This window comes from Flavobacterium sp. 9 (assembly GCF_002754195.1).
Taxonomy (GTDB): Bacteria; Bacteroidota; Bacteroidia; order Flavobacteriales; family Flavobacteriaceae; genus Flavobacterium.
In genome coordinates, this window is the sequence record NZ_PEEU01000001.1 from 5579343 (window position 1) to 5605181 (window position 25839).

The 25839-nt window shown below is 33.0% G+C and carries 24 protein-coding genes; 19 read left to right on the forward strand and 5 right to left on the reverse strand.

Going from position 1 to position 25839, the window contains the following annotated elements; translation table 11 throughout:
- The first annotated feature begins 141 nt into the window (after positions 1-141).
- Positions 142-789, forward strand: coding sequence for a GNAT family N-acetyltransferase (locus tag CLU81_RS23340; RefSeq protein WP_369804806.1), 648 nt, complete (start codon positions 142-144; stop codon positions 787-789).
- Between the two features lie 327 nt (positions 790-1116).
- On the opposite strand, the gene CLU81_RS23345 is transcribed toward CLU81_RS23340, so the two are convergent.
- Positions 1117-1659, reverse strand: a complete 543-nt coding sequence (locus CLU81_RS23345) for an isochorismatase family protein (protein ID WP_099712020.1) — start codon at positions 1657-1659, stop codon at positions 1117-1119.
- 574 nt (positions 1660-2233) lie between these two features.
- Here CLU81_RS23345 and CLU81_RS23350 point away from each other — a divergent pair.
- The 7 genes from CLU81_RS23350 to CLU81_RS23380 all read left to right on the forward strand — a co-directional run bounded on the left by CLU81_RS23350 (position 2234) and on the right by CLU81_RS23380 (position 9406).
- Positions 2234-3004, forward strand: coding sequence for an alpha/beta hydrolase (locus CLU81_RS23350; RefSeq protein WP_099712021.1), 771 nt, complete (start codon positions 2234-2236; stop codon positions 3002-3004).
- Between the two features lie 90 nt (positions 3005-3094).
- Complete coding sequence (locus tag CLU81_RS23355) at positions 3095-3916, forward strand: alpha/beta fold hydrolase (protein ID WP_099712022.1); 822 nt, start codon at positions 3095-3097, stop codon at positions 3914-3916.
- A 292-nt stretch (positions 3917-4208) separates the two neighbouring features.
- Positions 4209-4730, forward strand: a complete 522-nt coding sequence (locus CLU81_RS23360; protein ID WP_099712023.1) for an RNA polymerase sigma factor — start codon at positions 4209-4211, stop codon at positions 4728-4730.
- Between the two features lie 41 nt (positions 4731-4771).
- On the forward strand, positions 4772-4987 hold the full coding sequence (locus CLU81_RS23365; protein WP_099712024.1) for a hypothetical protein: 216 nt from the start codon (positions 4772-4774) through the stop codon (positions 4985-4987).
- 12 nt (positions 4988-4999) lie between these two features.
- Positions 5000-5842: a FecR family protein gene (locus CLU81_RS23370; protein WP_099712025.1), complete on the forward strand. Its 843-nt coding sequence runs from the start codon at positions 5000-5002 to the stop codon at positions 5840-5842.
- 100 nt (positions 5843-5942) lie between these two features.
- Positions 5943-8555 (forward strand): TonB-dependent receptor domain-containing protein, encoded by a 2613-nt coding sequence (locus CLU81_RS23375; RefSeq protein WP_099712026.1) that lies wholly within the window; start codon positions 5943-5945, stop codon positions 8553-8555.
- A gap of 5 nt (positions 8556-8560) precedes the next feature.
- Positions 8561-9406 (forward strand): DUF4249 domain-containing protein, encoded by an 846-nt coding sequence (locus tag CLU81_RS23380; protein WP_099712027.1) that lies wholly within the window; start codon positions 8561-8563, stop codon positions 9404-9406.
- 231 nt (positions 9407-9637) lie between these two features.
- Here CLU81_RS23380 and CLU81_RS23385 read toward each other — a convergent pair whose 3' ends face one another.
- The 3 genes from CLU81_RS23385 to CLU81_RS23395 form a co-directional block, all read right to left on the reverse strand.
- The gene (locus CLU81_RS23385; RefSeq protein WP_099712028.1) at positions 9638-10336 is read right to left on the reverse strand and encodes a hypothetical protein; all 699 of its coding nucleotides are present in this window, start codon (positions 10334-10336) and stop codon (positions 9638-9640) included.
- A 122-nt stretch (positions 10337-10458) separates the two neighbouring features.
- A complete protein-coding gene (locus CLU81_RS23390) occupies positions 10459-10980 on the reverse strand; it encodes a hypothetical protein (RefSeq protein ID WP_099712029.1) in 522 nt (173 codons plus the stop codon).
- Positions 10981-11002: 22 nt separating this feature from the next.
- Positions 11003-11593 (reverse strand): hypothetical protein, encoded by a 591-nt coding sequence (locus CLU81_RS23395; protein WP_099712030.1) that lies wholly within the window; start codon positions 11591-11593, stop codon positions 11003-11005.
- 539 nt (positions 11594-12132) lie between these two features.
- Here CLU81_RS23395 and CLU81_RS23400 point away from each other — a divergent pair.
- From CLU81_RS23400 to CLU81_RS23415, 5 genes are all read left to right on the forward strand, one after another.
- Entirely contained in the window at positions 12133-12915 is a 783-nt protein-coding gene (locus tag CLU81_RS23400; RefSeq protein ID WP_099712031.1) for a hypothetical protein, read from the forward strand.
- Between the two features lie 70 nt (positions 12916-12985).
- Positions 12986-13177 (forward strand): hypothetical protein, encoded by a 192-nt coding sequence (locus tag CLU81_RS27330; RefSeq protein ID WP_369804822.1) that lies wholly within the window; start codon positions 12986-12988, stop codon positions 13175-13177.
- Entirely contained in the window at positions 13174-13446 is a 273-nt protein-coding gene (locus tag CLU81_RS27335) for a hypothetical protein (protein WP_369804823.1), read from the forward strand. Before CLU81_RS27330 ends, CLU81_RS27335 begins: the two co-directional genes overlap by 4 nt.
- Before the next feature lie 2 nt (positions 13447-13448).
- Entirely contained in the window at positions 13449-14354 is a 906-nt protein-coding gene (locus CLU81_RS23410; protein ID WP_099712033.1) for a sporulation-delaying protein SdpB family protein, read from the forward strand.
- The gene (locus CLU81_RS23415) at positions 14341-14805 is read left to right on the forward strand and encodes a hypothetical protein (RefSeq protein ID WP_099712034.1); all 465 of its coding nucleotides are present in this window, start codon (positions 14341-14343) and stop codon (positions 14803-14805) included. Before CLU81_RS23410 ends, CLU81_RS23415 begins: the two co-directional genes overlap by 14 nt.
- A 119-nt stretch (positions 14806-14924) precedes the next feature.
- Here CLU81_RS23415 and CLU81_RS23420 read toward each other — a convergent pair whose 3' ends face one another.
- Positions 14925-15908: a beta-ketoacyl-ACP synthase III gene (locus CLU81_RS23420; protein WP_099712035.1), complete on the reverse strand. Its 984-nt coding sequence runs from the start codon at positions 15906-15908 to the stop codon at positions 14925-14927.
- A 702-nt stretch (positions 15909-16610) separates the two neighbouring features.
- Between CLU81_RS23420 and CLU81_RS23425 the strand changes: the two genes are divergently transcribed.
- The 6 genes from CLU81_RS23425 (at position 16611) to CLU81_RS23450 (ending at position 25789) form a co-directional block, all read left to right on the forward strand.
- The gene (locus CLU81_RS23425) at positions 16611-17207 is read left to right on the forward strand and encodes an RNA polymerase sigma factor (protein WP_099712036.1); all 597 of its coding nucleotides are present in this window, start codon (positions 16611-16613) and stop codon (positions 17205-17207) included.
- A gap of 170 nt (positions 17208-17377) precedes the next feature.
- The gene (locus tag CLU81_RS23430; protein WP_158235360.1) at positions 17378-18526 is read left to right on the forward strand and encodes a FecR family protein; all 1149 of its coding nucleotides are present in this window, start codon (positions 17378-17380) and stop codon (positions 18524-18526) included.
- 172 nt (positions 18527-18698) lie between these two features.
- Positions 18699-22019 (forward strand): SusC/RagA family TonB-linked outer membrane protein, encoded by a 3321-nt coding sequence (locus tag CLU81_RS23435; protein ID WP_158235361.1) that lies wholly within the window; start codon positions 18699-18701, stop codon positions 22017-22019.
- Between the two features lie 5 nt (positions 22020-22024).
- Positions 22025-23470, forward strand: coding sequence for a RagB/SusD family nutrient uptake outer membrane protein (locus CLU81_RS23440; protein ID WP_099712039.1), 1446 nt, complete (start codon positions 22025-22027; stop codon positions 23468-23470).
- Between the two features lie 15 nt (positions 23471-23485).
- Positions 23486-24259, forward strand: a complete 774-nt coding sequence (locus tag CLU81_RS23445) for a DUF4843 domain-containing protein (RefSeq protein ID WP_099712040.1) — start codon at positions 23486-23488, stop codon at positions 24257-24259.
- 33 nt (positions 24260-24292) lie between these two features.
- Positions 24293-25789, forward strand: coding sequence for a PKD-like family lipoprotein (locus CLU81_RS23450; protein ID WP_099712041.1), 1497 nt, complete (start codon positions 24293-24295; stop codon positions 25787-25789).
- The last annotated feature ends 50 nt before the right edge of the window (positions 25790-25839 follow it).

Below are 25839 nucleotides of genomic sequence, written 5' to 3' on the forward strand. Positions count from 1 at the left end.
TTGATAACCATATTTATAAGCGATAAAGCCTTGTTTATTTCGTAAGTTCAAGAGAAACAGGTGATAACGCTTTTGGTTTTACTATAAAATAATTGTGGTATGTGGTTTGAATATTCGGTTTTGTATTTCCAAATATCAAATATGAAACTCGAACTTCCCCCCATAGATTTTTCAGGCAAAGTTTTTCCATTGCCTACTTCATTTCCGAATAAAGCAATTTTATTTCCGGACAATCAAATTCCCGAAGAGTTACTAGATTTTACGATTGAGGTTGCTAACGCGAATCATATTTTTTGGGTAAAAGAAATTTGCGACACAACATTATCTTCTGCTTTAGCACGAGGAACAGGAATTTCTGGCCGTTCTCCCGAATCGCTGGAATCAAAAATAAAAAATGGTGAAGCGGTTATTGCTTTTGCGTCAGACGGATCATGGGCAGGTTTCTCGTTTATTTCTTCTTGGGAAAATGACAAATATGTTTCGAATTCCGGATTAATAGTCGCGCCACAATTCAGACATACAGGTCTTGCAAAAAGAATTAAAAGAAAAATTTTTGAATTAAGCCGTCAAAAATATCCCGAAGCAAGCATTTTCAGTTTAACCACAGGATTGGCAGTTATGAAAATGAATCACGAACTTGGTTTTGAACCCGTTACTTATTCAGAATTGCCAAATGATGAGGTTTTCTGGGAGAATTGTAAATCATGCGTCAATTGCCCAATTTTAATGAGCAAAGAAAGAAAAAACTGTTTGTGTACGGCAATGTTATATGATCCGAAAAAGGCATAAGTTTTGTATTATTTTGTAAAGTGTAGTTTCTACGGGCAGTGTCATTAGGTTAAGGAAAAACGCAATGGAACAATTTGTAAGGACAATAATTTATCACTTTGTTTCTGTTCCATCGGAACATTTCATCGGTAGTAGCCCAATAAATGCGTCGTTTTTGCACGTTCCGTAGGAACGTTTGGTTTTATGAATATTTGATTTTATAAATAATATTGATAAAAACAAATATGGATTACATATAGAATTTCTCAAACGTCCCAATGGGACGATGTTTCTCTCGATGCATTTTTTTCTACCGATGAGTTGTTCCGATGGAACACAATCTGTTTATCACTTAATAAAGGTTTTAAGCACAATCTTAAAAAGTTCAGTTTCTGCTTTTTCCAGCCATTCAAACGCAAGCATATCTTTGGTAATTATTTCAGCACCATTTTGCTGCATTCTTTGTAATGCTCTTTCTTTATCAATTGGATTTCGGGTTCCTACAGCCGAATCTAATATAAAAACTTTATAGCCTAATTCCAGAAAATCCAAAACTGTTTGTTGAACGCAAATATGAGCTTCGGTTCCTGCGACAATAATTTGTTTTCTTTCTTTTTGGATATGTTCCAGAAGATTTCCTTCGCGAAATGCCGAAAAATAAGTCTTTGTGACAATGTCAATTTCTTCAAATTTCTCTCTGATTATCGCCGGTGTAGTTCCAATTTTCTCCGGACAATGTTCCGTTAAAAGCATTGGAATTCCAATTGTTTTAGCCAAATCTATTGCCCAGATTACATTTTTCATTACCTCTTGATTTTCATAAATCTTTGGCAATAATTTTTCCTGTACATCAATGACAAGCAACGTAGAATTTGATGGTAAAATCTTCATATACTTTAGTTTTTAGAATGCAATTCAACCAAATTTAGTAAAAAAGTCGATTACTTCACTTACATTAATTAGTAAAGTATAGTCCCTGAAGGCAATGTCATTAAGTTAAGCTTTTAGAAAATAAAATTCGTTTTTATCCGCGTTTTCGCTTTAGCGAATCAGTAAAATCAGTGTCTAATTTTGACGCGGATAAAACAGATTTACTTCGTAAAAACGCAGATAAAAACGGATTTTTCTAATTACTTTCTTAATTAAACTGTTAAGTGATCAAAATCAAGGATATCACGGGTGAATTTTATGTCTTTTCGCGGAACGCATTTTTTTGTTATATATCATAAAAGGGAATAAAAATTAGCGAAATGTAGCGAGAAATAAAATATGTTTAAATGTTTAATGTGTTGATAATTAGTATTTTGTATATTTGGCTTAATGATTGCCTGAGTTTTCGAGATCGCAAAATTAAGGGCATAATTAGACTGATTTATTCTAAGAAATATCAGAGTAATAATTTGAACTTAAAAAAAACACATATCGTCATTGTCCATACTTTATTACTCATTAAATATTAAATCTTATGACAAAATCAAAATCCATAATTCTTATTCACGGAAATTTTGTAAACGACCTTACCTGGACAAAATGGAAAACCCATTACGAACAAAAAGGATACACGGTTTACACACCAGCTAATCCGGGACACGAAGGAGTTCCGGCAGATTTAAGAAATCAGGTTCATCCTGCGCTTACCAGAACAGGATTTATTGATATAATAAACAATCTTTTGGAACTAATTAAAACCTTGCCGGAAAAACCATTAGTTGTTGGACATTCTATGGCAGGAATGGCGGTAATGAAATTGTTAGAATTAGATAAAGTTTCTGCAGCAGTAAGTATTGACGGCGCACCGCCAAAGAATGTGTTTCCGCCACTTTCGACCTTAAAAGCAGCACTTCCTGCATTTGGTTTTTTTTCCAGCAAAAAGTACTTTTTGGGAAGCCGCGATTGGTACGATAAAAACTTTTTCAACACATTGCCGGAATCCGAAAGAGCAAAAGCTTATGATGCCGTTGCAGTGCCGGAAAGTTTTAAAGTAAACAGAGAATTGGTATTAAACTCTTTTTCTAACATTGATTTTAAAAAACCGCATCAGCCTATATTATTTATTGGCGGCGGAAGTGATAATATATTTTCGCCTGCATTGACAACCACATTGGCAAATAAATATTCAGATAAAAATAGTCGTGTCGATTTGAAGATATTTCAAGGAAAAAGCCACTTTATTTGTGGTGAAAAAGGGTGGGAATCCGTTGCAGATTATATTTTAGATTGGTACGAAGGATTATAAAACTTCACAAAACACTTTAGTTTAGAGAACAAAGTTAAGTAAGACAAATTCAATTTTAAATCATTAATAAACCCATTAAACGAAATTAAAATGAGCAAGTTTACAGTAAAAGACGGAACAGAGATTTATTACAAAGATTTGGGAACAGGACAGCCAATTTTTTTTCATCACGGTTGGCCATTGTCTGCAGACGATTGGGATGCACAAATATTTTTTTTCTTAGAGCAAGGCTATAGAGTAATTGCTCACGACAGACGCGGACACGGCAGATCTACACAAACTGCGACAGGAAATGAAATGGATACTTATGCAGCTGATGTTGATGAATTGACAACATTTTTGGGCTTAAAAGATGCAATACATGTTGGACATTCAACCGGAGGTGGAGAAGCAATACATTACGCAGCAAAATACGGAAAAAACAAAGTTTCGAAAGTTGTACTTATCAGTGCCGTAACGCCTTATATGATTGTTGATGACAATAATCCAAACGGAGTTCCATTGGCAGTTTTTGATGATATTCGTTTTAATACGGCCAATAACAGACACCAATTTTATATTGATATAACATTTCCGTTTTACGGATATAATAGAGAAGGAGCTGATATCAAAAAAGGAATTCAGGACAATTGGTGGCGTCAGGGAATGAATGGCGGAATTAAAGCGCATTATGATTGTATAAAAGCATTTTCGGAAACTAATTTTACCGAAGATCTTAAAAGTGTTGATGTTCCTGTATTGATATTGCACGGAGAAGACGATCAGATTGTTCCGTATGCAACGACCGCTTTGAGAGCAATTGATCTTTTGAAAAACGGAAAAATCATTACTTATCCTGGTTTACCTCACGGAATGCCAACAACTCATGCCGCAACAATTAATGCAGATTTATTGGCATTTATTAAATCTTAGTAATCAAAATTTAAATAACATATAAGCGTTGTTATTTATTTTGGTAATATCATAACCTCTTCATTCCGAAGAGGTTTTTTATTTTTGATTCTTCCACGAAAGTGAATTTTGATTTTAAGATATGATTTATTAAAGTATAATTTTCTGTTAAATAATTCTAGAATAAAATTTATTTCTGTTCTTTGCACCTTAGGATTTATTAAGAAAATGATTAAGGTAGTCTTAAGACGTCGTTTTTATAATGCAATATTATAATAGACAATGAGTTTAGACTAATTATCATATTTAAGTTATGGACAATAGAAAGTTTATATTAAGTTTAAAAAAAGGTAATGAGGCTTCTTTCAAGGAAGCTTACCTTAATTACTATGATAAACTGATCAATATTGCCAGACGATTTAACTTTACAGTACTTACTCCGCAGGATTTTGTTCAGGAAACTTTTTTAAGACTTTATAATAAAAGAGAATTGCTTAACGAAGACGTTTTGTTCGATAAACAATTGTTCACGATTTGCAAGAACATTATCATCAATCACGTAAACCGCGAGAATAAAATCATTCAGCTTGATTCTTTTCACGTTCAAGCCGAAGAAGAAGACACAGAAACCGAAGTTTTTGAAGAAAGACAAGAAATATTATATAATTTCATAAATCTTCTTCCGGAGCAACAACAAAAAATATATACACTACACAAACTGGAAAACCTTAGTTATAAGGAGATTGCAGCAATGACAGAGCTTTCTGAGAAGACAATTGCCAATCATATTTATCTCGCCAGTAAATTTATTCGAAAAAAAATCGAAAACCATTAGGAACTTTTGTGATCTCGTTTGTTATATATAAAAACGACATCATGAAAACCAATATAGAAGCTTACAAAACAGATATTACAACCAAGGAAGACGCACGTTTTATTGTAAGGCTTCTTCAATTTGTTATTTCTGATTGTATCATGAATTTTGATTTAGAAGATTCTAATCATGTTCTAAAAATCGAAACCAACAGAGAAATTAAAGAAATGGTTTATGGTGTTTTTAATAAACAAGGATTTTATTGTCAGAAACTTTAATGCCCCAAAGATATGAGTGATAAAAAAATAGAAGACGAATTAAAAAAGATCTGGGACGAAGTTCCTATTTCGCACTCTGATAGTGAGAAAGAAGCTTCGTGGGAAGATTTTCAATCTAAAGCTTTTTCGGCAAAGAAGCCAAAATTTAAGATTTGGCGTTATGCGGCAGCAGCGGCAGTTTTAGTATTTGCATTGATTGGAACCGGACTTTATTTTAACAGAGATTCTGTAACGCAAAATACAATAGTTGCTACTAATGTAATTGAAAATACAACATCGAAAATAAAAACTGTTTTCTTACCGGATAGTTCCAGAGTTGAGTTAAGTCCTAATTCTAAACTTTCATACGCTGATAATTTCCAAACCAACAGAAAAATAGAAATTGAAGGCGAAGGATATTTTAAAGTTCAAAAAGACAAAAAACATCCTTTTCAGGTTTTTTGCAAAGAAACAACAACAACAGTTTTAGGAACTTCATTTACGGTAAAAGGAAGTTCAAAAAATAGTGTGAGTGTTTCTCTTTTTGAAGGAAGCGTTGAAATGAGCGTTAAAAATCAGGACAAAAAATGGATTCTTGTTCCGGGCGAAACATTTACGTATGCAAACAATACGGCTGAAGTAACGGAGTTTAGCAGGTTTGTAGATTTTGACAACCAAAAATTAACCGATGTAAGCGTTTATATTCAGGAGAATTACGGTTATAAAGTGATAATTCCCGCAGAATATTCTAATCAGCGAATTACGGTAAGAATCAATAAAAAAGAAGATTTAAAAATAATTGTACAATTAATATCAGAAATGTATAACCTAAACTTTGAAATAAACGATGAATTAAAAGAAGTTACTTTTCAATAGAAAAGAAAAGGATGCACTAGCCGCGAAACTACACATCCTCCTCATAGTAAGGATAGTATGAAACTATTCCATTTAATAATATTCAAAAATACAAAATTTCATGAAGCATATAATTTCCGCATGCTTTTTTTTATTCGGTTTAAGTGCGTTTTCCCAAAACGTTACAGTAACGGTAGATAAAACGGTAGCTTTAAAAGAATTCTTTAAACAAATTGAAAATCAAACCGATTTTAAATTTGCCTTTACAGATCAGATTAATACAAGTCAGCATTATTTTACCCACCAAAAAACATATAAAAATATTGAAATAAAAGATCTTGTTAATGAATTAAATAAAACTGCAACAGTTCAGTTTTCGATTGTTGGCAACAACATTTTTGTGAAGCAAAAAGCAACGAAAACAGCTAAAAAAAAAAACAAGCTGACCGGACAGGTTTTTGACGATAATAACGAACCTATTATTGGCGCCAATGTTTATATAAAAGAACTGGAAACTGGTGTAACAACAGACAGAAACGGAATGTTTGCTATAGACCTGGATAAAGGAAGTTATACGGTTGCGATTAGTTATATTGGTTTAAAAAATAAAGAAACGAAAATAGCTGTATCTGATGATGCAAGGATAAATTTTACAATGGATTCTGACAGTCAGGAGCTGGAACAAGTGATCATAACCACCAGTAAAGCTGTTGATGTTAAGAATACTCAAATGAGTGTTAGTAAGCTTTCGATGGCTGAGATTAAAAGAATTCCGGCTGCTATGGGCGAGCCGGATCCTTTAAAATCATTATTGACATTGCCGGGAGTTACAAACGCCGGAGAAGCTTCGTCAGGATTTAACGTTCGTGGTGGTGCAGCAGATCAGAATTTAATTCTTTTGGATGGCGCTCCTGTTTATGGTGATTCTCATATGTTTGGATTCTTCTCTATTTTTAACGCAGATATTATAAGCGGAATAGAATTATACAAAGGTGGGATTCCTTCTAAATTTGGAGGACGTGTTTCTTCAGTTCTTGATGTAACACAACAAACCGGAGATTTTGACGAGTATAAAGTTAACGGAGGAATTGGTTTAATATCAAGCCGACTTTTGGTACAGGGACCAATCCAGAAAGGAAAAGGTTCGTTTATAGTTGCGGGACGTACTTCGTATGCACATTTATTTTTGAAACTGGCAGATAACAGTAATTCAGCGATGTTTTATGATCTTAACGCCAAATTTAATTACCGTTTTAACGCGAATAACTCTATTGCGTTTTCAGGATATTTTGGGAATGATGTTTTTGATATCGATAATCGTTTTACGAGTACTTTCGGAAATACTATGGGAACCTTAAACTGGAAGCATAAATTTTCGGATAACTTAAGTACCAATTTATCCGTTTTCTATAGCGATTACAGATTTAATCTTGGCTTGCCTACAGAATTCTTTAAATGGAATAATAACATTCAGACTTCCGGACTTAAGTATGCCTGGAATCATACTGTATCAGAAAAGCTAAAACTAAATTACGGAATCGACGGTCAATATTATAACTTCAATCCGGGAACGGTAGAACCTACCAACTCAGCTTCGCAGTTTAATTACAAGCAATTAGATAGAAAATATGCTTTTGAATCTTCGGTTTATTTAGACTTCGAACATCAGATTACAGAGAAACTGAATTTAAGATACGGACTTCGTTATAGTATGTTTTATCGTTTAGGAGGCGAAGAAATAAGCACGTATGAAAATGGGCAAGCGGTAGTTTACAATCCGTTATATCATATTTATGAAAAAGGAACTCCAACGGGAACTATCTCTTATAAAAGCGGAGAAACGATAAGTAAATTTGATAATCTGGAGCCACGTGCAGCATTGTCGTATGCTTTTAACGACAATACATCTGTAAAAGCAAGTTATAACAGAATGGCACAATATATTCATATGTTGTCAAATACACAATCGCCATTGCCAATGACGATCTGGACGCCAAGCGGACCTTTTGCAAAACCACAGATTCTGGATCAGTACGCGGTAGGATATTTTAAGAACTTTAAAGACAAAGATTATTCTTTTGAAGGAGAATTGTTTTATAAGAAAATCCAAAACCGTATTGATTATATAGACGGAGCTGATATATTGGCAAATAATAATGTAGAACAGGTAATCCTGAATGGTAAAGCCAGATCATACGGTATGGAATTATCGTTGAGAAAGAATACCGGACGTTTTACAGGATGGGTTTCGTATACTTTATCAAGAGCAGAGCAAAAAACACCAGGAAGAACTCCTGAAGAACCGGGTATTGCAAATGGAGAATGGTATTTGTCAGGATACGACAAACTGCACAATTTGAGCATTGTAGGAAGTTACGAATACAGTCCTAAATGGTCTTTTAATGGTAATTTCACGCTTCAATCTGGTCAGCCGGTAACATATGCAAACGGATATTATGAATTTGGCGGAATCAATATTCCTAATTTTTCTCTTAGAAATGAAAACCGTTTACCACTTTTTCATCACTTAGATTTGGCAGCGACTTATACGCCAAGACCGGACAAAAAGAAAGGATGGCAAAGTTACTGGGTATTCAGTCTTTATAACGTGTACAATAGAAAAAATGCTGCTTCAATCACGTTTACAACAAATGATGATACAGGAGCAAATGAAACCAGAAGACTGTCAATTTTTGGCGTAGTACCTGGAGTTTCTTATAATTTTAAATTTTAATAAATATGCAAAGGATTAGAAAGTATAATTTTAAAAGTAAAGCGCTGTTTTTTTTAAGCCTTCTTTCTGTGATGTTTTTTTCATCTTGTGAAGATGTTGTAAAACTTGATTTAGAAACCGGAGAAACAAAACTAGTTGTCGATGCAGAAATTATCTGGCAAAAAGGAACTACCGGAAATGTGCAAGTTATTAAAATCAGTAAAACTGCACCATATTACAACAATACGACACCAAAGGTTTCTGGAGCACAAGTAAAAGTTGAAAATAGTAATGGAGACGTTTTTACTTTTAATGAAACCGAACCGGGTTCTTATGTATGTAATAATTTTGTTCCAGTTCTAAACATGGATTACACACTTTCTGTAACCGCAGAAGGGCAAAGTTTTAAAGCGACCGAAAAGCTGACATCTGTAACACCAATTGATAGAGTAGAGCAGGAAATTCATAAAGATGCAGTAGGAGATGAGTCAATCGAAATTGTATTTTATTATAAAGATCCGGTTGATCAGCTCAATTATTATTTGACAGATTACAAAGCTGATTTCCTTTTGTATCCGGAATATACACTTACAGACGATGAATTTTATAACGGAAATGAGATAAACAATCGATTCACCAACGACGACGACAAAATACAGCCGGGAAAAACGATTAATATTACACATCGCGGTATTTCTAAAAACTTCTATAATTATATGAACCTAATTTTAGAAATATACGGTGGAAGTCCATTTTCAATTCCTCCCGGAAACATCAGAGGTAATATCGTGAATACTACTGATTCAAATAATTTTGCTTTCGGTTATTTCAGACTTTGCGAAGCCGATAAAATAGCATACTTGGTAAAATAATAGACACTTAATTAAGTTTTTTTTTGACAATTATGACTTGAAAAAAATCTCGCAAAGTCGCAAAGGCGCCAAGTTTATGATCTCTTTGCGACTTCGCGACTTTGCGAGATTCATTCGATACAGTATTAAAAACATACTTATATTTTGAATAGCTTACACAAAAAAGGTTTAATTGTACGTTGATTTGTAATTACATCTGGCATATAAATATTTATGTCAGATGTTTTTTATTTACATAATTTCGAAATACTTACTTGGAACAAAACCATCTTCATTTTTTTGAATTAATTCCATTTCTATTTTGTTTGAATTATATTTTTGACCTCTATAAATCCATCTGAAAATATTAGGATATAGACTATTGTTTACAATATCTCGTTTATCTATAATTTTTTCTTCCTTCAAATCATAGACAAAACAAAGATTAGAAAATGCCTGAATAATTTGAATTTGCGTTGGATTGATAAAATACGCCCATTCGATGTCAATATCTTCAGTAAATTTTATTCTTTTCTTTTCTAAAGTTGCCAAATCGGTTACAACCAAACTCCTTTTATTGATTGTTAAATGAAGATCCGGATAAAAAAAACTTCCCACCAATGAATCCATAACCATAGATTTATCAACTCTGTGGTACGTATCTAAATTTGTTTTTTGATAAGTAGAAATGTTTATTAAAAAAGAACCAAGACTCCAAATAAATGCAAAATTTTTAGTTGGATGTTCAATTTCAACCTTTTCATCTATGGAACATTGAATTCTTTTTTCTCCAAAAATCTCCTGCGTTCGGTTAAAATCATCAATCAAAACAGCATAATAAAAAATTTCCAGACCACGATTAAGTTCTTCCCAACCCAAATATTTCACTTGTACCCTGTTGTTTAGATTTTTGATTAAACTTAAACTTTCAATTTGTTTTACTTGTATCATTTATTTATGTCAGAAGGCTTTTGTGATTATAAAATTTATTTCTAAGAAGTTGATAATCTTAGTTTTGTGGATAGTTTTTAATTAAAGAATTTCTCCATAATGCCAGTAAACATAAGGAAAATCTACATTTTTAACTTTGCAATTATCTCATCTGTTAATAAAGGATTTTCCCAAAAACCTAAAACGTACGTAATATTTTCGCCAAGCGAATCTTCCCCAGCAGATCTTGGTTGATATTCGAATTCCCATCGATTAAATTCGATTCTCAAATACTCTTTATCGTCTTCTTCAATGAAAATTATATCTGCAGAACTTGTATAAAGCGGATGAATTTTTAAAACACTGGTTAAATATCCTTCATACATATCATGTTCGACAATATCGAATTTATAGGTTTCCGAAAGAAAAAGAAATTCCTCTTTAGTAAAAGATTCATTTGAATAAGGATCCGGATTTGCCCGTAAAGTTTTTACAAAAAGCTTTCTATTTTTATTGGTTGTTATATCGCTATTTTCGCCAATAAGTCTAATTAACGGACGTTTTAATTCTTGTTTGACAGAAACGATTCCTTCCTCAACAATCTTTTCAGATCCATCGCCAAATCTTTCCGTTTGAATACAATAAAATTGGTCTATTAGTTTCATTTATAATTGGTTTATTGCTTTTTTATAAAGTTTCAAGAAAAGAATATTGCTTCATAATTTCATTGTATTTTAGAGAAGGAGTTAAACCTTCTAAAAGTAGTTTTTCCTTCATTATTACAATTTCCTGAAAAACTTTTAAATCATAAAAGTGTACAATATCTTCTATAAGTTCTCTTTCGTTGATGTAAAAACTATATTCTCCACGATGTTTGAAAAAGTCAAAAAGCAGTTTTTTTTCTTCAATCGTAAATTGCGGATTATTGAAAATATATTCAAAAGGATCAACACCAATAATTCCGTTTAATACTAAAATATCAGAGTAAGATCCAGAATTTATATCCTTAAAAGAATGTTTATTAAAATCTTCACGAGGAAACATTTTCGTCATTAACAAAGTCCAGTCTTTTAGAAGGAAATCTTTCCATATATCTGGACAAGAAAGAATTAAAGATAAAATAAATCCTTTGTCATAGTTTTTAAAACAATAAACTAAGAGATCAATCTTTTCAGTGTTGGAAAATTTAGAAAATTCATTTTCAAAACTAACTTGAAATCCTTTCAGTAAAGGTTGTGATTTATAAAGCCTATCTGCTAATAGTATTATTTTTTCCATTTAAGCACTTATAAATATAGTTTTAAGTTTTTTTTCTCCCAGATCATATCGGTTTTTATAGCCAATATATGCAAACATATATATTTCTGATTACAAATTCTCAACAATAGTAAGACTTTAGAATTTTAGAGCGATTTAGAAACTTGGATTAGAAAAACAATGCAATAATTAAAATAAGAAATAATTGGTGTAATTGAGGTTTTACGTAAGAAAAAGAATAATTTATTATTGATATTTGGCGAAAATTACAGCTAATTAGTATAATTTATTGAGAATTCTGCAAGTAGGCTTTTAAGGAAAAAAGAACCATTTTGCCCTTATTTTATTAGCGTTTGCTCAAGAAAATAACGTTAACTCTTAGCTGGAAATGAGTTTTTTTAAGCAGTTAAATTTAATTTTTTTGGGTACAAAAAGGCTTACCACCTAACTATGGAATTTTGAAAAATAATACCAGTCCGTAATAATTTGATCAGAAAATGGGAATCAGATTATCTCAAGGGCAAAAAATCTATTAATTATTTAAAACAAAAATTTATTAAATGAAGAATTTCAGAAATCACGCAAGAAAAATCTCAGCAGTAATGGCGTTGAGTATTTTATTTGTAAGCTGTTCGACAAATGAAGATACTGCAGCAGCAGGATCTGCGCAACAAAGTGCTGTATCAAAACAGTATTCCGGTGAAGATCTTTTTAGAGGAATCTTTTTCTCTGAAGGAGTTGTAGCTTCAAAATTATCTAATTATGGAAAGTTTGAAGATGTAAAAGGCCAATTAAATGCAGAGCAGAAAAAAGAGCTTTTAACGCTGCAAAACGAATTAATTAGCTATATATCGAAAAATGATCCGACTTATTTTTCAAAATTTCAGAAATCGATGAACAGCGGTAATCCTGTTGTAATTCGTGCTGCAATCGCAGAATCGAAAGGCACTTTAAAGCAAGCAGTTTTAAAAATCACCAATGTTAATTTGACCGATGTGGAGAAAAAAATTAATATGGAGAAAGCCAAAGGCGTGGTTGATTTAAATAAAATAAAGGATTTAAAAACGCAGCTTGGAAATAATCCTTATAATTCTTCAAAAGAAGTTGCTGTTTTCCCAGTTTGGGCAGTTGCTGTAGTTGTTGCGGTAGTTGTAGCAGTTGCGGTATATGCTGATGTGGTATATTGGTCTGTAATTGAGCCAGTACCTTTAGATCCTGAAGATCCAATCATAGGACCAAGACCTATAGATCCAGAGCCAATATTTGTCCCTGAAGATCCGGGTCTTAGATTGGAAAAAGAGCAATTTGTTAATTCAATAATAGAATTAAATGCTATCCAATAAAAAGAAAATCTTTATTCTTTTTAACCTTATTGGGTGGTTGTTTTTGGGCATTATCTTCTTTTATGGAGTAATGCCCGAAACTCCCATACATGTGGATAAAAATCTAAAGAAACAGATCACGATTATATTTCCTAACCGATGGATTTTTTTTACCAAAGATCCCACGGAAGATTATCTCTATATTCTAAAAAAAACGCCTAAAGGATATGTTTTTCATGAGAATTTTCCAAACTCATCTGTATCAAACTATTTTGGAATATAAGCTATCAGAAGGCTTTAGGTCTTGAATATGGAATCATTGCCAATCAGATTGATGATAATTTATGGAGTGAAAACAATACCGGAAAAAGCTTATTTAATTTTGTAAATAAGGATAATATTAAAGTTTTGGAATTAAATAGAACAAAAGAAATGACAACATTAATTGGAGAATTTTTATTCATTAAGATTGAGCCGGTTCCTTATTTGTGGAGAAATAAGATTCGTCCTTTTGAAATGCCTTCCAAATTTGTCAAAATTAAAATTAAGTAAACATGAATAATTTTTTCTTAAATATCTATCATAAATCACAGGGAATTAATTATCATACAAATACATTAGGATTGGTAAGAAGCCTTCTTGCGTTTTCAACCTTGATTATATTACTGGTAAATCCGGCGAGTCTTATTTTTCATACCGGACTTGGCGTTCCACAGATACCATACTGCAGCGATAGTTTCTTATCTAGAATTAACTTGTTTTGTGTTTTTTCAGAGCATCTGGTTTTCGGGCGAATTTTAGCCATAGTAATTTTACTGGCAACAATTTCCGGTTTTTTTCCAAAAATTACTGCACCATTGCATTGGTGGGTAACTTTTAGTGTCAATGCGGGTTTGGTAATCGTAGACGGAGGTTGTCAGGTAGCAGCAGTTTTAACCTTTATGATTATTCCGCTTGTGTTTACAGATAATCGAACAAATCATTGGAGTATTTCTAAAAAGCATACAAATGAATACGCAAATATTACAGCTTATTTGGCTCTGCAAGCTTTAAAATTACAAGTTGCTTTTATTTACCTTGATTCGGCAATGTCTAAATTATCTGCACCTTGGTGGACGCAGGGAACGGCGCTGTATTATTTTATAAATGATCCAATTATTGGAGCCACTGGAATCAGACTTGAACTGTTTAATATGATTTTTAATTTTCCGGTTCTTTTAGTGTTTTTTACCTATTTTGTTATCCTGTTAGAATTTGCATTAGGATTAAGTCCGTTGTATGCCAATAAAAAAAAGAAATCTATTCTTTTTAAACTCGGAATACTTTTTCATATATTGATTTTTCTTACATTTGGCATATTCACATTTGTAGTAACCATGTTTGCAGCTCTAATTATTTTATTTCTGCCAATGGAAAATAATATCCGTCTTAATTTTAGAAAAAACGATGAACGAAAATAATATCCTTTACAAAAAAGTACAGTTTGCTTACTGGATTTTGGTGATCTTTTTAGTCGCAGGTTTAATGATTGGTTTGGTTGGTAAAAACGGTACATATTCAATTGCACCATTAATTATTCTGGTTATTGTCTTTTTCTTTTTTCATAAATTGACAATTGTAATAGATAATGATAAAATCGCCGCATATTTTGGATTTAATTTTTTCAGAAGAGAAATGACTTTTGAAGAAATAGATCCCGAAACCATTGAATCAGTTAAAATAAACTGGCTTACCGGAATTGGTATCAGAATCACAGGAAAAGGGACTCTTTATAACGTAAAATACGGCAAAGCAATTCATATAAAATCAAAAAACAAATCTAAAACTTTCTATGTAGGAACAGACGATTTTGAAGAAATCAGAAAAATTTTGATAGAGCAAATTCAAAAAAATAAACAGGATAATTTATAAAGTACCATTTAAATATTTTGGTATAGATTTCTTTAGTCCTATCACATAAAAAAACACTCAGTACAAATTTTGCACTGAGTGTTTTTTTATAAAACCTAAATATTAGACTTTAGTATAAATTACCATTTGATGTACATACTTCCCCAAGAGAATCCTGCACCAAAAGCAGTTACGATGATATTATCACCTTTTTTGAAATCATTTTTAAAATCCCAAAGACATAAAGGAATCGTCGCTGCGGTAGTATTTCCGTATTTCTGAATGTTTATTTTAAACTTTTCAATACCAATACCAATATCCTCACTTACCGCCTGAATAATTCTCAGGTTTGCCTGATGTGGTATAACCCAGTCAACCATTTCAGGAGTTAAGGAAGCTTTTTCCATTAATTCCTTAGAAGTTCCACTCATGTTTTTTACAGCTTGTTTGAAAACAGTTCTTCCTTCTTGTTGTACAAAATGCTGTTTGTTATGAATCGTTTCTTCAGAAGTCGAAAGTAGAGAACCTCCGGCACGAACCGTAAGATATTCAGCTCCTGTTCCGTCAGTTCTAAAAATGTTTTGTTGTATTCCTCGTCCTTCAGTATTTGGCTGTAAAAGTACTGCTCCGGCACCGTCACCAAAAAGAATACAGCTATTTCTGTCTTCATAATTAACGATAGAACTCATTTTGTCAGCGCCAATAACGATAACATTTTTATATCTGCCGCTTTCAACGAAACTTGCACCAACAGAAAGTGCGTACAAGAAACCGCTGCAAGCAGAGTTAAGGTCAAATCCCCAGGCATTTTTCAAGCCCGCTTTTTCGCATACCAAACTGGCTGCAGGAGTTAAAATACGATCTGGTGTAGAGGTTGCCAAAATAAGACAATCAATATCAAGCGGATCTATTGCGTAGTTTTCAATTAAATCTTTAACTGCAAAAGAAGCCATATCTGAGGTTGCCAAAGCAGGATCATCAAGTATTCTTCTTTCTTTTATACCCGTGCGTGAAGTAATCCACTCATCTGAGGTATCTACCATTTTTTCTAAATCAGTATTGCTTAAAACCGTTTCCGGTACATATCCCCCAATAGCAATAATGGAAGCGTTAAGTGTATTCATTTATTTATTGTTTCTCTATTGTGTTTTTTTTTTATTTTGATTCCCTAAGCAGCATTTTGCTTAGGTGATTTCTCAAAGTCAGATAAAGAAACTGTGAAGTAAAGAGAAGTTTTTGTTTTTCTCTAATCAAAGTCATTCTTATAGTTATTTTTAATCAGGACAGTGAGAGGATTATTTCGAAGTAAAAATCAAAACGATTTTACCGGAAACAAAAAAAACTTTGACTTATAAAATGAGCCTTATTTTTTTGGTGCAAAGATAGAAATGTAGTAGGAGCAATCCTAAATTTATTTGTCTGTAGAGCTGCTTAACAGTATTAAAAAATTGTTAAACAAGCAAAATAATCGAAGTTCGGGATGTTTTGATCGACGTTTCAACTTTTATCCCTTATCCCGAAATCGATTTCTTAAAATGTTATTTTAACACTTTTGTTGTTTCAGAAAAAACTTAAAAGCAGTATTCGGAATTAATGAAATTACTAAAAAAACGTTTTTAGGAAAAGCATTTTTAAAGTTGAAAAGAATTATGGAATGTAAATTTTTTCAGCAAAGAAATTATTAATTATTGTTATTTCTACAAGTTTAGTAGAGTTTAAAGCCAGCGCAAAGAAGCAGAACCGGATTTCTTGTTTAACGTCAAATTAAATTTATTGAATTATTTTATTATGTTTGCTCCAAATAGAATTATCCAAAAGAAAAGAAATTGTTAAATCAAAGCTTAAACCAAGACACTATTCTCATAAATCGCCTGCGTAGCGGTGATGAGACAGCTTTGACAGAATTATACAATAGATTTTGGCAGGCATTATTTGTTTCTGCTTATAATGTTCTAAAAGACAAGGAATTGTGTGAGGATATTATTCAGGATATCTTCATGAATATATGGCACAATCGCGAAAAACTGGAGATAAATATTTCGCTAAAAGGCTATATGTATGCCTGTGCGCGATATCAGGTCTTTAATCAATTCAAGAAAAATAAAGACAAAATTCATGTTGAACTTTTTCAGGAAATTGATAAACGTTTTCAGCATTCAACTCCCGAAACTTTGTTGATGCACGAAGAACTTGTGCATCAAATAAATGCAATAATTGAAACCCTTCCGGAGAAATGTCAGCAAGTTTATAAGCTGAGCAGAGAAGAACAATTAACGCATAAGGAAATTGCTGAACGATTAAATATTTCTACAAAAACAGTCGAAAACCACATTACAAAAGCACTTCATGTTATCCGATTTTCTATGGGAAGCACTGCAAGTGTGGCGATGGTTTTATGGCTTTCGAAAAATCTTTTCAAATAGAAATGCATTATTCTGGATCATAGGATATTATTTGATTTTATAAGATAAAACTTTTCCTATTTTTTAGATGAATTTCAAAAAAAAACAAAAAAAATCATATTTCGACTAGGGGGTACAAGTCACTTTGTATACTTACTAGTATTATTCCCCGATTAATATATTAAATGAAAATGAAAAGAGAAGAATTTTTGGTGTTACTAAATAAATATCTTTCTGGTCAGACGAATGCCGAGGAGAATAAGTCATTATTGAATTATTACGAAAGTTTTCAGATCACATCAGATTGGGATGCAAATTTAGGTCCCAAAGAAGAACTTGAAAGCAGAATGAGAAATCGAATTCAAAATACTTTGGCATCAGAACAAGTAAAAGTTGTACCAATTAGTAAACCTTTCTATTCAAAAACAATATTCAGAGTTGCTGCTGCGGCAGTTGTTTTATTGTTTGTTTCAATTTCTGTATTCTATAATAACGATGTATTTAACAAACCCGAAAATTCGGTTATTATCAATAAAAAGATTTTGATAGGAAGTGATAAAGCAACTTTAACTCTAGAAGACGGATCTGTAATTGCGCTCGAAAAAGGAAAAACATACAAAACCGGAAACGTTTCGAGTAACGGAGAAAAATTAGTTTACAATTCAGAAAACAATAAAAATACAATCGCCAATAACTTTTTGACGATTCCAAGAGGTGGACAATTTTTTGTGCAATTGGCAGATAGTACAAAAGTTTGGCTAAACTCAGAATCGCAATTAAAATATCCGGTTGAATTTGTAGATGGCGAAACGCGCCAGGTAGAATTGGTATACGGAGAAGCTTATTTTGAAGTATCGCCAAGTACCAAACACAAAGGCTCGAAGTTTAAAGTAAAAACACAAATGCAAAATGTTGAAGTAATAGGAACGCAATTCAACATTAAAGCTTATAAAGACGAAACGAATATTTACACCACTTTGGTAGAAGGAAAAGTAGCGATAAGCAATGCAAAATCGAGAGAATTATTAGCGCCAAGCGAGCAATCAAAAATAAGTCGTGATACTGATAATATTCAAATTACGACGGTAGATGTTTACAATGAAACATCATGGCGAAAAGGACTTTTTGTATTTAAAGGAATGCCGCTAAAAGATATTGCAAAAGTCTTATCACGCTGGTATGATGTTGATATTGAGTTTGCTGACCCGGCTTTAGGAAACGTGAAATTTAATGGAGTTTTGAATAAAAATCAAAAACTGGAAGATATATTAACCACTATAAAGAATATTAATTTTATTACCGCCTATGAGATAAAAAACCACAAAGTAATAATAAAATAAAAAGAAAAGGGATTGAAGTTTAGACTTCCGACGGTACCGCGCTTCATCCCTTTTTTGAGATTAATCAACTAATCGATTTTAACAACCAACCAACCAATTAACATGTAAATTTATGAAATTTAAATTAACCGGAGTCTTTTTCTCTTTTAGAAAAAGGCTAATTATTAACATTATGAGAACCTTCATTTTCTTGTTTTGCACCGCAATTTTTGGTTTTACGCCAGGAAATATGTTTTCTCAAAATCTAAAAGTTGTGATTCCCGCTGATAAAACGGTGACCGTAGATGAAGTTTTTGATATTATTAAACAACAAACAAACTACACTTTTATTTATCAGGAAGATTTATTTAAAAAATTACCTAAAGTACATTTAAAGAAAGGAAAAATCAGAGTAAACGATTTACTTGAAGCCAGTTTTCCTAAAAAAGATTTTGATTTTAGCTTTACCAATGGCAATACGATTTTAGTAAAAGAAAACAAGCTGGAGAAAGTAATTGTTCTTCAACAAGCCAAACCTATTGAAATCACTGGTATTGTTACAAATCAAAAAAAAGAACCGCTGCCGGGAGTTAACGTAAAAGTCAAAGGAACAAACGCAACTGCGCAAACTGATTTTGACGGAAAATATACTATTACAGCGCCAAATGACGGGATTTTACTCTTTAGTTATATTGGTCACAGATCTGAGATTATCGCTGTAAACAATCGAAAAGTAATTAATATTTCGCTTAACGAAGAGACAAGACAATTAGAAGGAGTTGTTGTAAATACCGGAGTTACAGTTCGTAAAAAAGAACTTATTACCGGAGCCGTAACAACTTTTAGAGGAGAAGAATTAAGACAAATTTCGACTCAAAACGTTGTTCAGGGTTTAAAATCTTTAGATCCTTCGTTCATGGTTTTAAACAATAATATAACGGGTTCAAACCCAAATGTTTTGCCAACGATAGAAGTAAGAGGACAAACGAGTTTATCTGCAAATCAGGTAGATAGTCAGTTTAGAGACGATCCTAATCAGCCGTTGTTTATCCTGGATGGATTTCCTACGACTTTGCAGCAAGTTGTTGATTTAGATATTAATAGAATCGCCAGCATTACATTATTAAAAGACGCCGCTTCGACAGCATTATATGGATCTCGTTCTGCAAACGGAGTTGTAGTTATCGAAACCAACAAACCGGTTCCGGGAAGATTGCAGTTTTCTTATGTTTACAATTCGTCGTATGAATTAGCAGATTTAAGTGTTTATCATTTAATGAATGCCGAACAAAAACTGGAATTCGAAAGACTTTCAGGCGCTTATAATGCAGGTTTAAATCCAGAGTTGCAGTTTCAATGGGATCAGGAATACAACAAACGTTTGGCTGCAGTTCGTCGCGGTGTAAATACATATTGGCTGAACGAACCAATTCAAATGGGAATCACTTCAGGACACAGTTTGTCTCTTGGTGGTGGATCTGAAGAGTTTAGATTTAATATTGCCGGAAACTACAAAACCCTTACCGGAACAATGAAAGGTTCTGAGCACAATACCTGGGGATACAATACAACAATCGCTTATAGAAAAAACAGATTTAGCCTTAACAACAACTTTTTTGTTTCGGGAGGTAACAATCAGGAATCGCCATATGGTTCTTTTGAAACTTGGGCAAAAGCAAGTCCATATTATCCAAAAGTCAATGAGAACGGGATAATAACGCGATATCTCGATGGGACATCTTTGCCAATTCCGGCAAACCAATATACCATTGTTAATCACGCACCTAATCCGCTATACAATGTTTTTTTGCCAAGTTATAATAAAGGAATCGATTTTAATTTCACAAACAACTTTGCTTTAAATTATGATGTAAGCGAACATCTTAAAACTACAGGAGCAATTTCAGTTTCCAGAAATAGTACTATAGGAACTGTTTTTGTATCGCCGGATGACACTAGTTTTATTACTGAAATCGCAACCAGAAAAGGAACATACGCCAGAAAAGAATCTTTAACCAATAAATGGAATGCCAATCTTGGAGCAACATATTCTAATGTTTTCAATGATGTACATTCTTTCAATTACACCATTAGAGCGCAGGCATTAGAAACAAAAAACAACTCTTATTTATCTGAATTAAGAGGTTTTCCGCTTGGTGTTCCCGGAAATCCGTCGTTTGCTTTTGGGTATGAACCCAATGAAAAACCAACGATTTATACGGAGTTAATTCGAAGCGTCGATTTAACCAATCAGATTAATTACGCTTACGATAAAAGATTTTTGTTTGATTTTACCCAAACAATTTCCGGAGCAACAAACTTTGGAACAAACAAAAAATATTCGCCATATTGGGGAGTTGGTCTTGGATGGAATTTGAATAACGAATTCAAAATGAATCAGGATATTGTCAACATCTTAAAAGTACGTGCGAATATTGGTCAAACCGGAAATCAGAATTTAGTAGGATATGCGTCTTATGATGTATATGCTTATGATGCCAACACGAATGTTTTTGGTCCGGGATTGGCAATTTCTCAAATCGCAAATCCTAATTTAGAAGCACAACGTACCAAAGATTTATCAGTAGGATTAGATCTTGCCATGTTTAGAAACAGATTAACAGCAACATTAGGCGCTTATCGTCGTAGAACTTCGCCACAAATTGTTGCAATAGATCTTGCAGCTTCAACAGGAGTAAATGCTTATCCGTTGAACGTAGGTTACTTAACAACAGAAGGATTAGAGATTAAAATAAACTACAACTTTATTTATGACCTGAAAAACAATTTTGTTTGGGGCGTAGGATTAATGTCTACATCTGGAGATAATAAATTGGGAGGTTTCAATAATGCATTAGCTTCTTTAAACGAAGCGGCACAAAAAACAACCAGCTTAACAAGATTCTACGATGGCGCAAGCAGCAATGATCTTTGGGCAGTACCATCTTTAGGAATTGATCCTGCAACCGGAAAAGAAGTTTTCCTTAAGAAAAACGGACAAACGACTTTTATCCTAGACAAAAAAGACGAGGTTGTAATGGGGAATTCCAGAGAAACTGCAACAGGAGTTGTTTCTACAAATATGAATTACAAAGGCTTTAGTTTTGGATTATACGTGCGTTACAGCTTTGGCGCAGACCGATTTAATAATGCATTATATGATAAAGTAGAAAACATTTCTAAGGATAATATTTTTGATAATCAAGATGCAAGAGCTTTTACAGATCGTTGGACAACACCGGGACAAATTGCACAATTTAAATCAATTGGATTAACAAACGCAACACCAATATCGTCAAGATTTATCCAGAAAGACGATTATATCTCAGGAGAATCTATTCGTTTTGGATACAGAGTAACAGACAGAGCCTGGCTAAAAAGAGCAGGACTTACAGCGTTAGCATTTAATGCATTAGGAAATGAATTTTTTAGAATATCTACTATAAAAGCTGAACGAGGCATCGATTTTCCTTTTTCCAGAATCTACTCACTTAGTTTAAACTTATCATTTTAATAATTATGAAAAAGTACTTATATAAAATCACATTGACTTTTCTTCTATCTCTTGTAGCCGTTAGCTGCAGCGATTTTTTGGATGTTGTGCCACAAGACAAGATTTTAGAAGATCAAACTTATAGTTCAGAAACAGGAGTTCAAAATGTACATAACGGACTTTATCTGCAATTGGCGTCAAACTCACTTTATGGGAAACAATTGACCATGGATGCCGTTGAGATTTTGGGACAGCAATATAATATGGGAGGATCGCACTCACAAGCCAGAATGGCAAGTTATTCTTATGCCGAAAAAACTCCAAAAGCAACCATTTCGGCAATTTGGGAAAAAGCGTTTACCACTATTTTATCAGCAAATAAATTCATAGAAAGTATAGACGAACATCAAGGTGTAATCTCAACAGAAAAAGCAAATTTATTAAAAGGAGAAGCGATTGCCATTCGTGCCATGCTTCATTTTGATATGCTGCGTATGTTTGGACCAATTTATAAAAATGCTCCTTCAGATCCTGCAATCCCTTATTATGATGTATTTGTAACTACAAATAATCCAATTTTGCCAGCAAAAGATGTTGTTGCAAAAATCCTTTCAGATTTAGATACATCTTTAAATTTATTGGCAAAAGATCCGGTACTTACCGTTGGAAAATACGATACAGCAAATACTTTTGACGGTATTCCTTATTATGCCGGAAATCGCGGACAAAGAATGAATTACTTAGCCGTAAAATGTCTAAAAGCCCGTGTTCTTTTATATTCAGGCAATAAAACTGGCGCATCTGCAGTGGCAAACGAAGTAATTACTTTTGCAAAAACAACGACACTTTTTCCTTGGACACCATTTCTGGAAGCTACAAATTCATCAAATCCGGACAGAACTTTTTCATCAGAAAATTTCTTTTCACTAAGCGATTATACTTTATATACAAAACAAGCAGATTTGTTTGATTCAAGTCTTGCCGATGATAAAATATATGCGCCATTATTAAACAGATTAAATACAGTTTTTGAATCTAATGATAATGATTACAGAAGTTTACCAAGTTGGAAAATTCCAATTATTGGAGGAAAAACACAAAAAACCTTTTTTAAATATCAAGATGTAAATGATAAAACCAAGCTTTTTCGTTTGCAGATTCCAATGTTTAAACTTTCAGAAATGTATTTGATCGCGGCAGAAACAGCAGCGACTCCAGCAGAAGGAATCGCGTACTTAAACACATTTCGCTTTAACAGAGGTTTATTGGATTTGGGACCAAAAGCAGTTTTAACAACAGAAATTACAAAAGAATACAGAAGAGAATTTATAGGCGAGGGGCAATTATTTTTCTATTATAAGAGAATTAATTCTGCAACAATTCCTAACGGTTCGGCATCATCAGGAAACATTTCGATGGGACCGCTTCAATATATTGTGCCGTTGCCGGATTCTGAGATTAATTTTCAATAATTTAAAAAAGTAAACATGAAAAAAATATTGATTTTAAGCATCATTCTTTTGTCTTTTTTAGGATTTACATCCTGTAATCAAGAAGAAATAGAAACCTATAAAAGTACCGATAATATTTATTTTTCGCCATCCGTATTTCCAATTGCGATAGCTGGAGCAAAAGTTTTAACAGACAGCGTAGGATTAAGTTTTGGCTTGGAAAATCCGTCAATTATCGAAAAAACATATAAAATTCCAATAAGAGTACAAGGAAAACTAAGCGATACAGACAGAAAAGTAAAAGTAAGCGTAGATCCGTCAAGTACAGCTATTGCAGGAACACATTTTAAACTTCCAGACAATATTGTAATGCACGCCGGACAAGAAGTTGATACCATCGAAGTAAAGATTTTCAGAACTCCGGACATGAAAAATAAAACGATGCTTCTGGTTTTGAACTTAGAACAAAATGAAGCATTTACCACAAAGATGAAAGACAAAGTGCTAAATGTTTTGACGCAAAAAATGATGAGTTTTATAAGTTTCAAATTGTCATTTGATGATAAATTGACAGTTCCTCCGGGATGGTTTTCAGGATTTTTGGGAGATTTTACAGCCAAAAAGTTCTTTTTGATGTGCGATTTAATGCATTTAGAACCGGCAATGTTCAATAATAAATTAGGAAGTACCGGATTATCGATTTCAGATATACAGTACTATCAAAACTTTATGAAACGATATCTTAACGATCAAAAAGAACAAGGAAATATAATTTATGAAGAGGATGGAAGCGAAATGTTTTTTCCTTGATAATTATTCATTTTTAATATAAAACATACGACGATGTCAAAACATATAAAAATATTATTTACGCTTTTAGTGCTTCTTTCTTTAAGTTGGAGCTGTACAAACGACGAAGGTAATTATAGTTACAATGCTATAAACGAAATAAAAGCAAGCGGAATCGAAGAAACATATACGGCATATACCGGAGATAATTTTAAGATTACGCCAAATTTAAATCCAACAATTGACGATGGCAGTAATCCGGATCGTTATAGTTATGAATGGATTGCGGTAAATCCTGTAAAACTTGCATTAGAATCAAAAACAACTATTGGAACAACAAAAAATCTTGACGGAACATTAAAATTACCGCCTGCAAAATACAATGTTTACTATTTTGTAAAAGACAAAGTAACAGGAGTAACCTGGCAGCACGAACCTTTTGTGCTAAATGTAGTTTCGTCTATTTATGCAGGTTGGTTAATAGTAGGTGACGCAAACGGAAAACCACGCTTAGATATGGTTTCAATTTTGCCGGATGTAGCGCAACCGCGTATTATTACAGATGTTCTGGATGCAACAGGTTCAGCTCTAAAATTAACTGGAAAAGCGGTTGATGTTCATTGTTTTAATCAGCCTTTTGTTACGCCGCTTATGTACGGAATTTACGTAACAACCACAGAAAATGGTACAGCAAGATTAGAGCAGGATTCATTTAGTTGGACACAATCTCAAAACATTGCTTATGAAACAGTTGGAGGTTCGTTGCCAAGTAATTTTGGAGTAGATTTTATGGAATCTTATGGCAGTGGTGAAAATTTTATTTACAGTAAAGGCAATATTTATTATTACATGAGAATAATGCAAATAAAATACGGTCTTCCTCAAAATATTGTAGATATAGAAAGTAAACCATTTTATGCAGCACCATTTATTGCCGAAAATATGGGATCTTTAGGAACACCGGTTTTTTATGATAAAGATGCGCGCCGTTTTTTACGTTATAGTTATTCAAGAGGAAACTGTTCTGCAATGCCACCTTTAACGGGTTCACCAACAGTGTTAGACTGGAATAATACCAATAGTGATTTGGTTTTTATGGCATCAACAAATTACAATCAGGGAGAAAATTTTGCCGTATTAAAAAACATTTCTACAGGAAAGTATAGTTTACTTCGATTTAGTGTAGAATTGGCGCAGGTTTATTATAAAGAAATCCTGAATGCACCGGATTTTGACAAAGCAACCAAGTTTGCTGTAAGTCCTGATACAGGATATTTGTTTTATGCTGTGGGAGGAAAATTATACGAGTACGATAACGGAACTCAATCGGCTAAATTGATGTTGGACAAAGGAGCAGAAGAAATCACTTATATAGATTTTAATAGCAGATCACCAGTAGATTTTAGACAAAAACTAATCGTAGGAAGTTATAATGGAACCGCTGGAAAGATGGAATTATTTACAGTTCCGCCCGTAAATGGTGCTTTAATTCTGAATACGACTTACAACGGTTTATGCAAAATCGTAGACGTAGCTTACCGCTCGAGATAACTTAAAAACCTTAACTATTAAAAAAGCCGAATGATTTTTCAGAAGTCATT

What these genes read in the sequence shown, in the direction of transcription:
- CLU81_RS23340 (WP_369804806.1), top strand. Translation starts at nt 142, where the DNA reads ATGAAACTCGAACTTCCCCCCATAGATTTTTCAGGCAAAGTTTTTCCA.
- CLU81_RS23345 (WP_099712020.1), bottom strand. Translation starts at nt 1,659, where the DNA reads ATGAAGATTTTACCATCAAATTCTACGTTGCTTGTCATTGATGTACAG.
- CLU81_RS23350 (WP_099712021.1), top strand. Translation starts at nt 2,234, where the DNA reads ATGACAAAATCAAAATCCATAATTCTTATTCACGGAAATTTTGTAAAC.
- CLU81_RS23355 (WP_099712022.1), top strand. Translation starts at nt 3,095, where the DNA reads ATGAGCAAGTTTACAGTAAAAGACGGAACAGAGATTTATTACAAAGAT.
- CLU81_RS23360 (WP_099712023.1), top strand. Translation starts at nt 4,209, where the DNA reads ATGGACAATAGAAAGTTTATATTAAGTTTAAAAAAAGGTAATGAGGCT.
- CLU81_RS23365 (WP_099712024.1), top strand. Translation starts at nt 4,772, where the DNA reads ATGAAAACCAATATAGAAGCTTACAAAACAGATATTACAACCAAGGAA.
- CLU81_RS23370 (WP_099712025.1), top strand. Translation starts at nt 5,000, where the DNA reads ATGAGTGATAAAAAAATAGAAGACGAATTAAAAAAGATCTGGGACGAA.
- CLU81_RS23375 (WP_099712026.1), top strand. Translation starts at nt 5,943, where the DNA reads ATGAAGCATATAATTTCCGCATGCTTTTTTTTATTCGGTTTAAGTGCG.
- CLU81_RS23380 (WP_099712027.1), top strand. Translation starts at nt 8,561, where the DNA reads ATGCAAAGGATTAGAAAGTATAATTTTAAAAGTAAAGCGCTGTTTTTT.
- CLU81_RS23385 (WP_099712028.1), bottom strand. Translation starts at nt 10,336, where the DNA reads ATGATACAAGTAAAACAAATTGAAAGTTTAAGTTTAATCAAAAATCTA.
- CLU81_RS23390 (WP_099712029.1), bottom strand. Translation starts at nt 10,980, where the DNA reads ATGAAACTAATAGACCAATTTTATTGTATTCAAACGGAAAGATTTGGC.
- CLU81_RS23395 (WP_099712030.1), bottom strand. Translation starts at nt 11,593, where the DNA reads ATGGAAAAAATAATACTATTAGCAGATAGGCTTTATAAATCACAACCT.
- CLU81_RS23400 (WP_099712031.1), top strand. Translation starts at nt 12,133, where the DNA reads ATGAAGAATTTCAGAAATCACGCAAGAAAAATCTCAGCAGTAATGGCG.
- CLU81_RS27330 (WP_369804822.1), top strand. Translation starts at nt 12,986, where the DNA reads ATGCCCGAAACTCCCATACATGTGGATAAAAATCTAAAGAAACAGATC.
- CLU81_RS23410 (WP_099712033.1), top strand. Translation starts at nt 13,449, where the DNA reads ATGAATAATTTTTTCTTAAATATCTATCATAAATCACAGGGAATTAAT.
- CLU81_RS23415 (WP_099712034.1), top strand. Translation starts at nt 14,341, where the DNA reads ATGAACGAAAATAATATCCTTTACAAAAAAGTACAGTTTGCTTACTGG.
- CLU81_RS23420 (WP_099712035.1), bottom strand. Translation starts at nt 15,908, where the DNA reads ATGAATACACTTAACGCTTCCATTATTGCTATTGGGGGATATGTACCG.
- CLU81_RS23430 (WP_158235360.1), top strand. Translation starts at nt 17,378, where the DNA reads ATGAAAAGAGAAGAATTTTTGGTGTTACTAAATAAATATCTTTCTGGT.
- CLU81_RS23435 (WP_158235361.1), top strand. Translation starts at nt 18,699, where the DNA reads ATGAGAACCTTCATTTTCTTGTTTTGCACCGCAATTTTTGGTTTTACG.
- CLU81_RS23440 (WP_099712039.1), top strand. Translation starts at nt 22,025, where the DNA reads ATGAAAAAGTACTTATATAAAATCACATTGACTTTTCTTCTATCTCTT.
- CLU81_RS23445 (WP_099712040.1), top strand. Translation starts at nt 23,486, where the DNA reads ATGAAAAAAATATTGATTTTAAGCATCATTCTTTTGTCTTTTTTAGGA.
- CLU81_RS23450 (WP_099712041.1), top strand. Translation starts at nt 24,293, where the DNA reads ATGTCAAAACATATAAAAATATTATTTACGCTTTTAGTGCTTCTTTCT.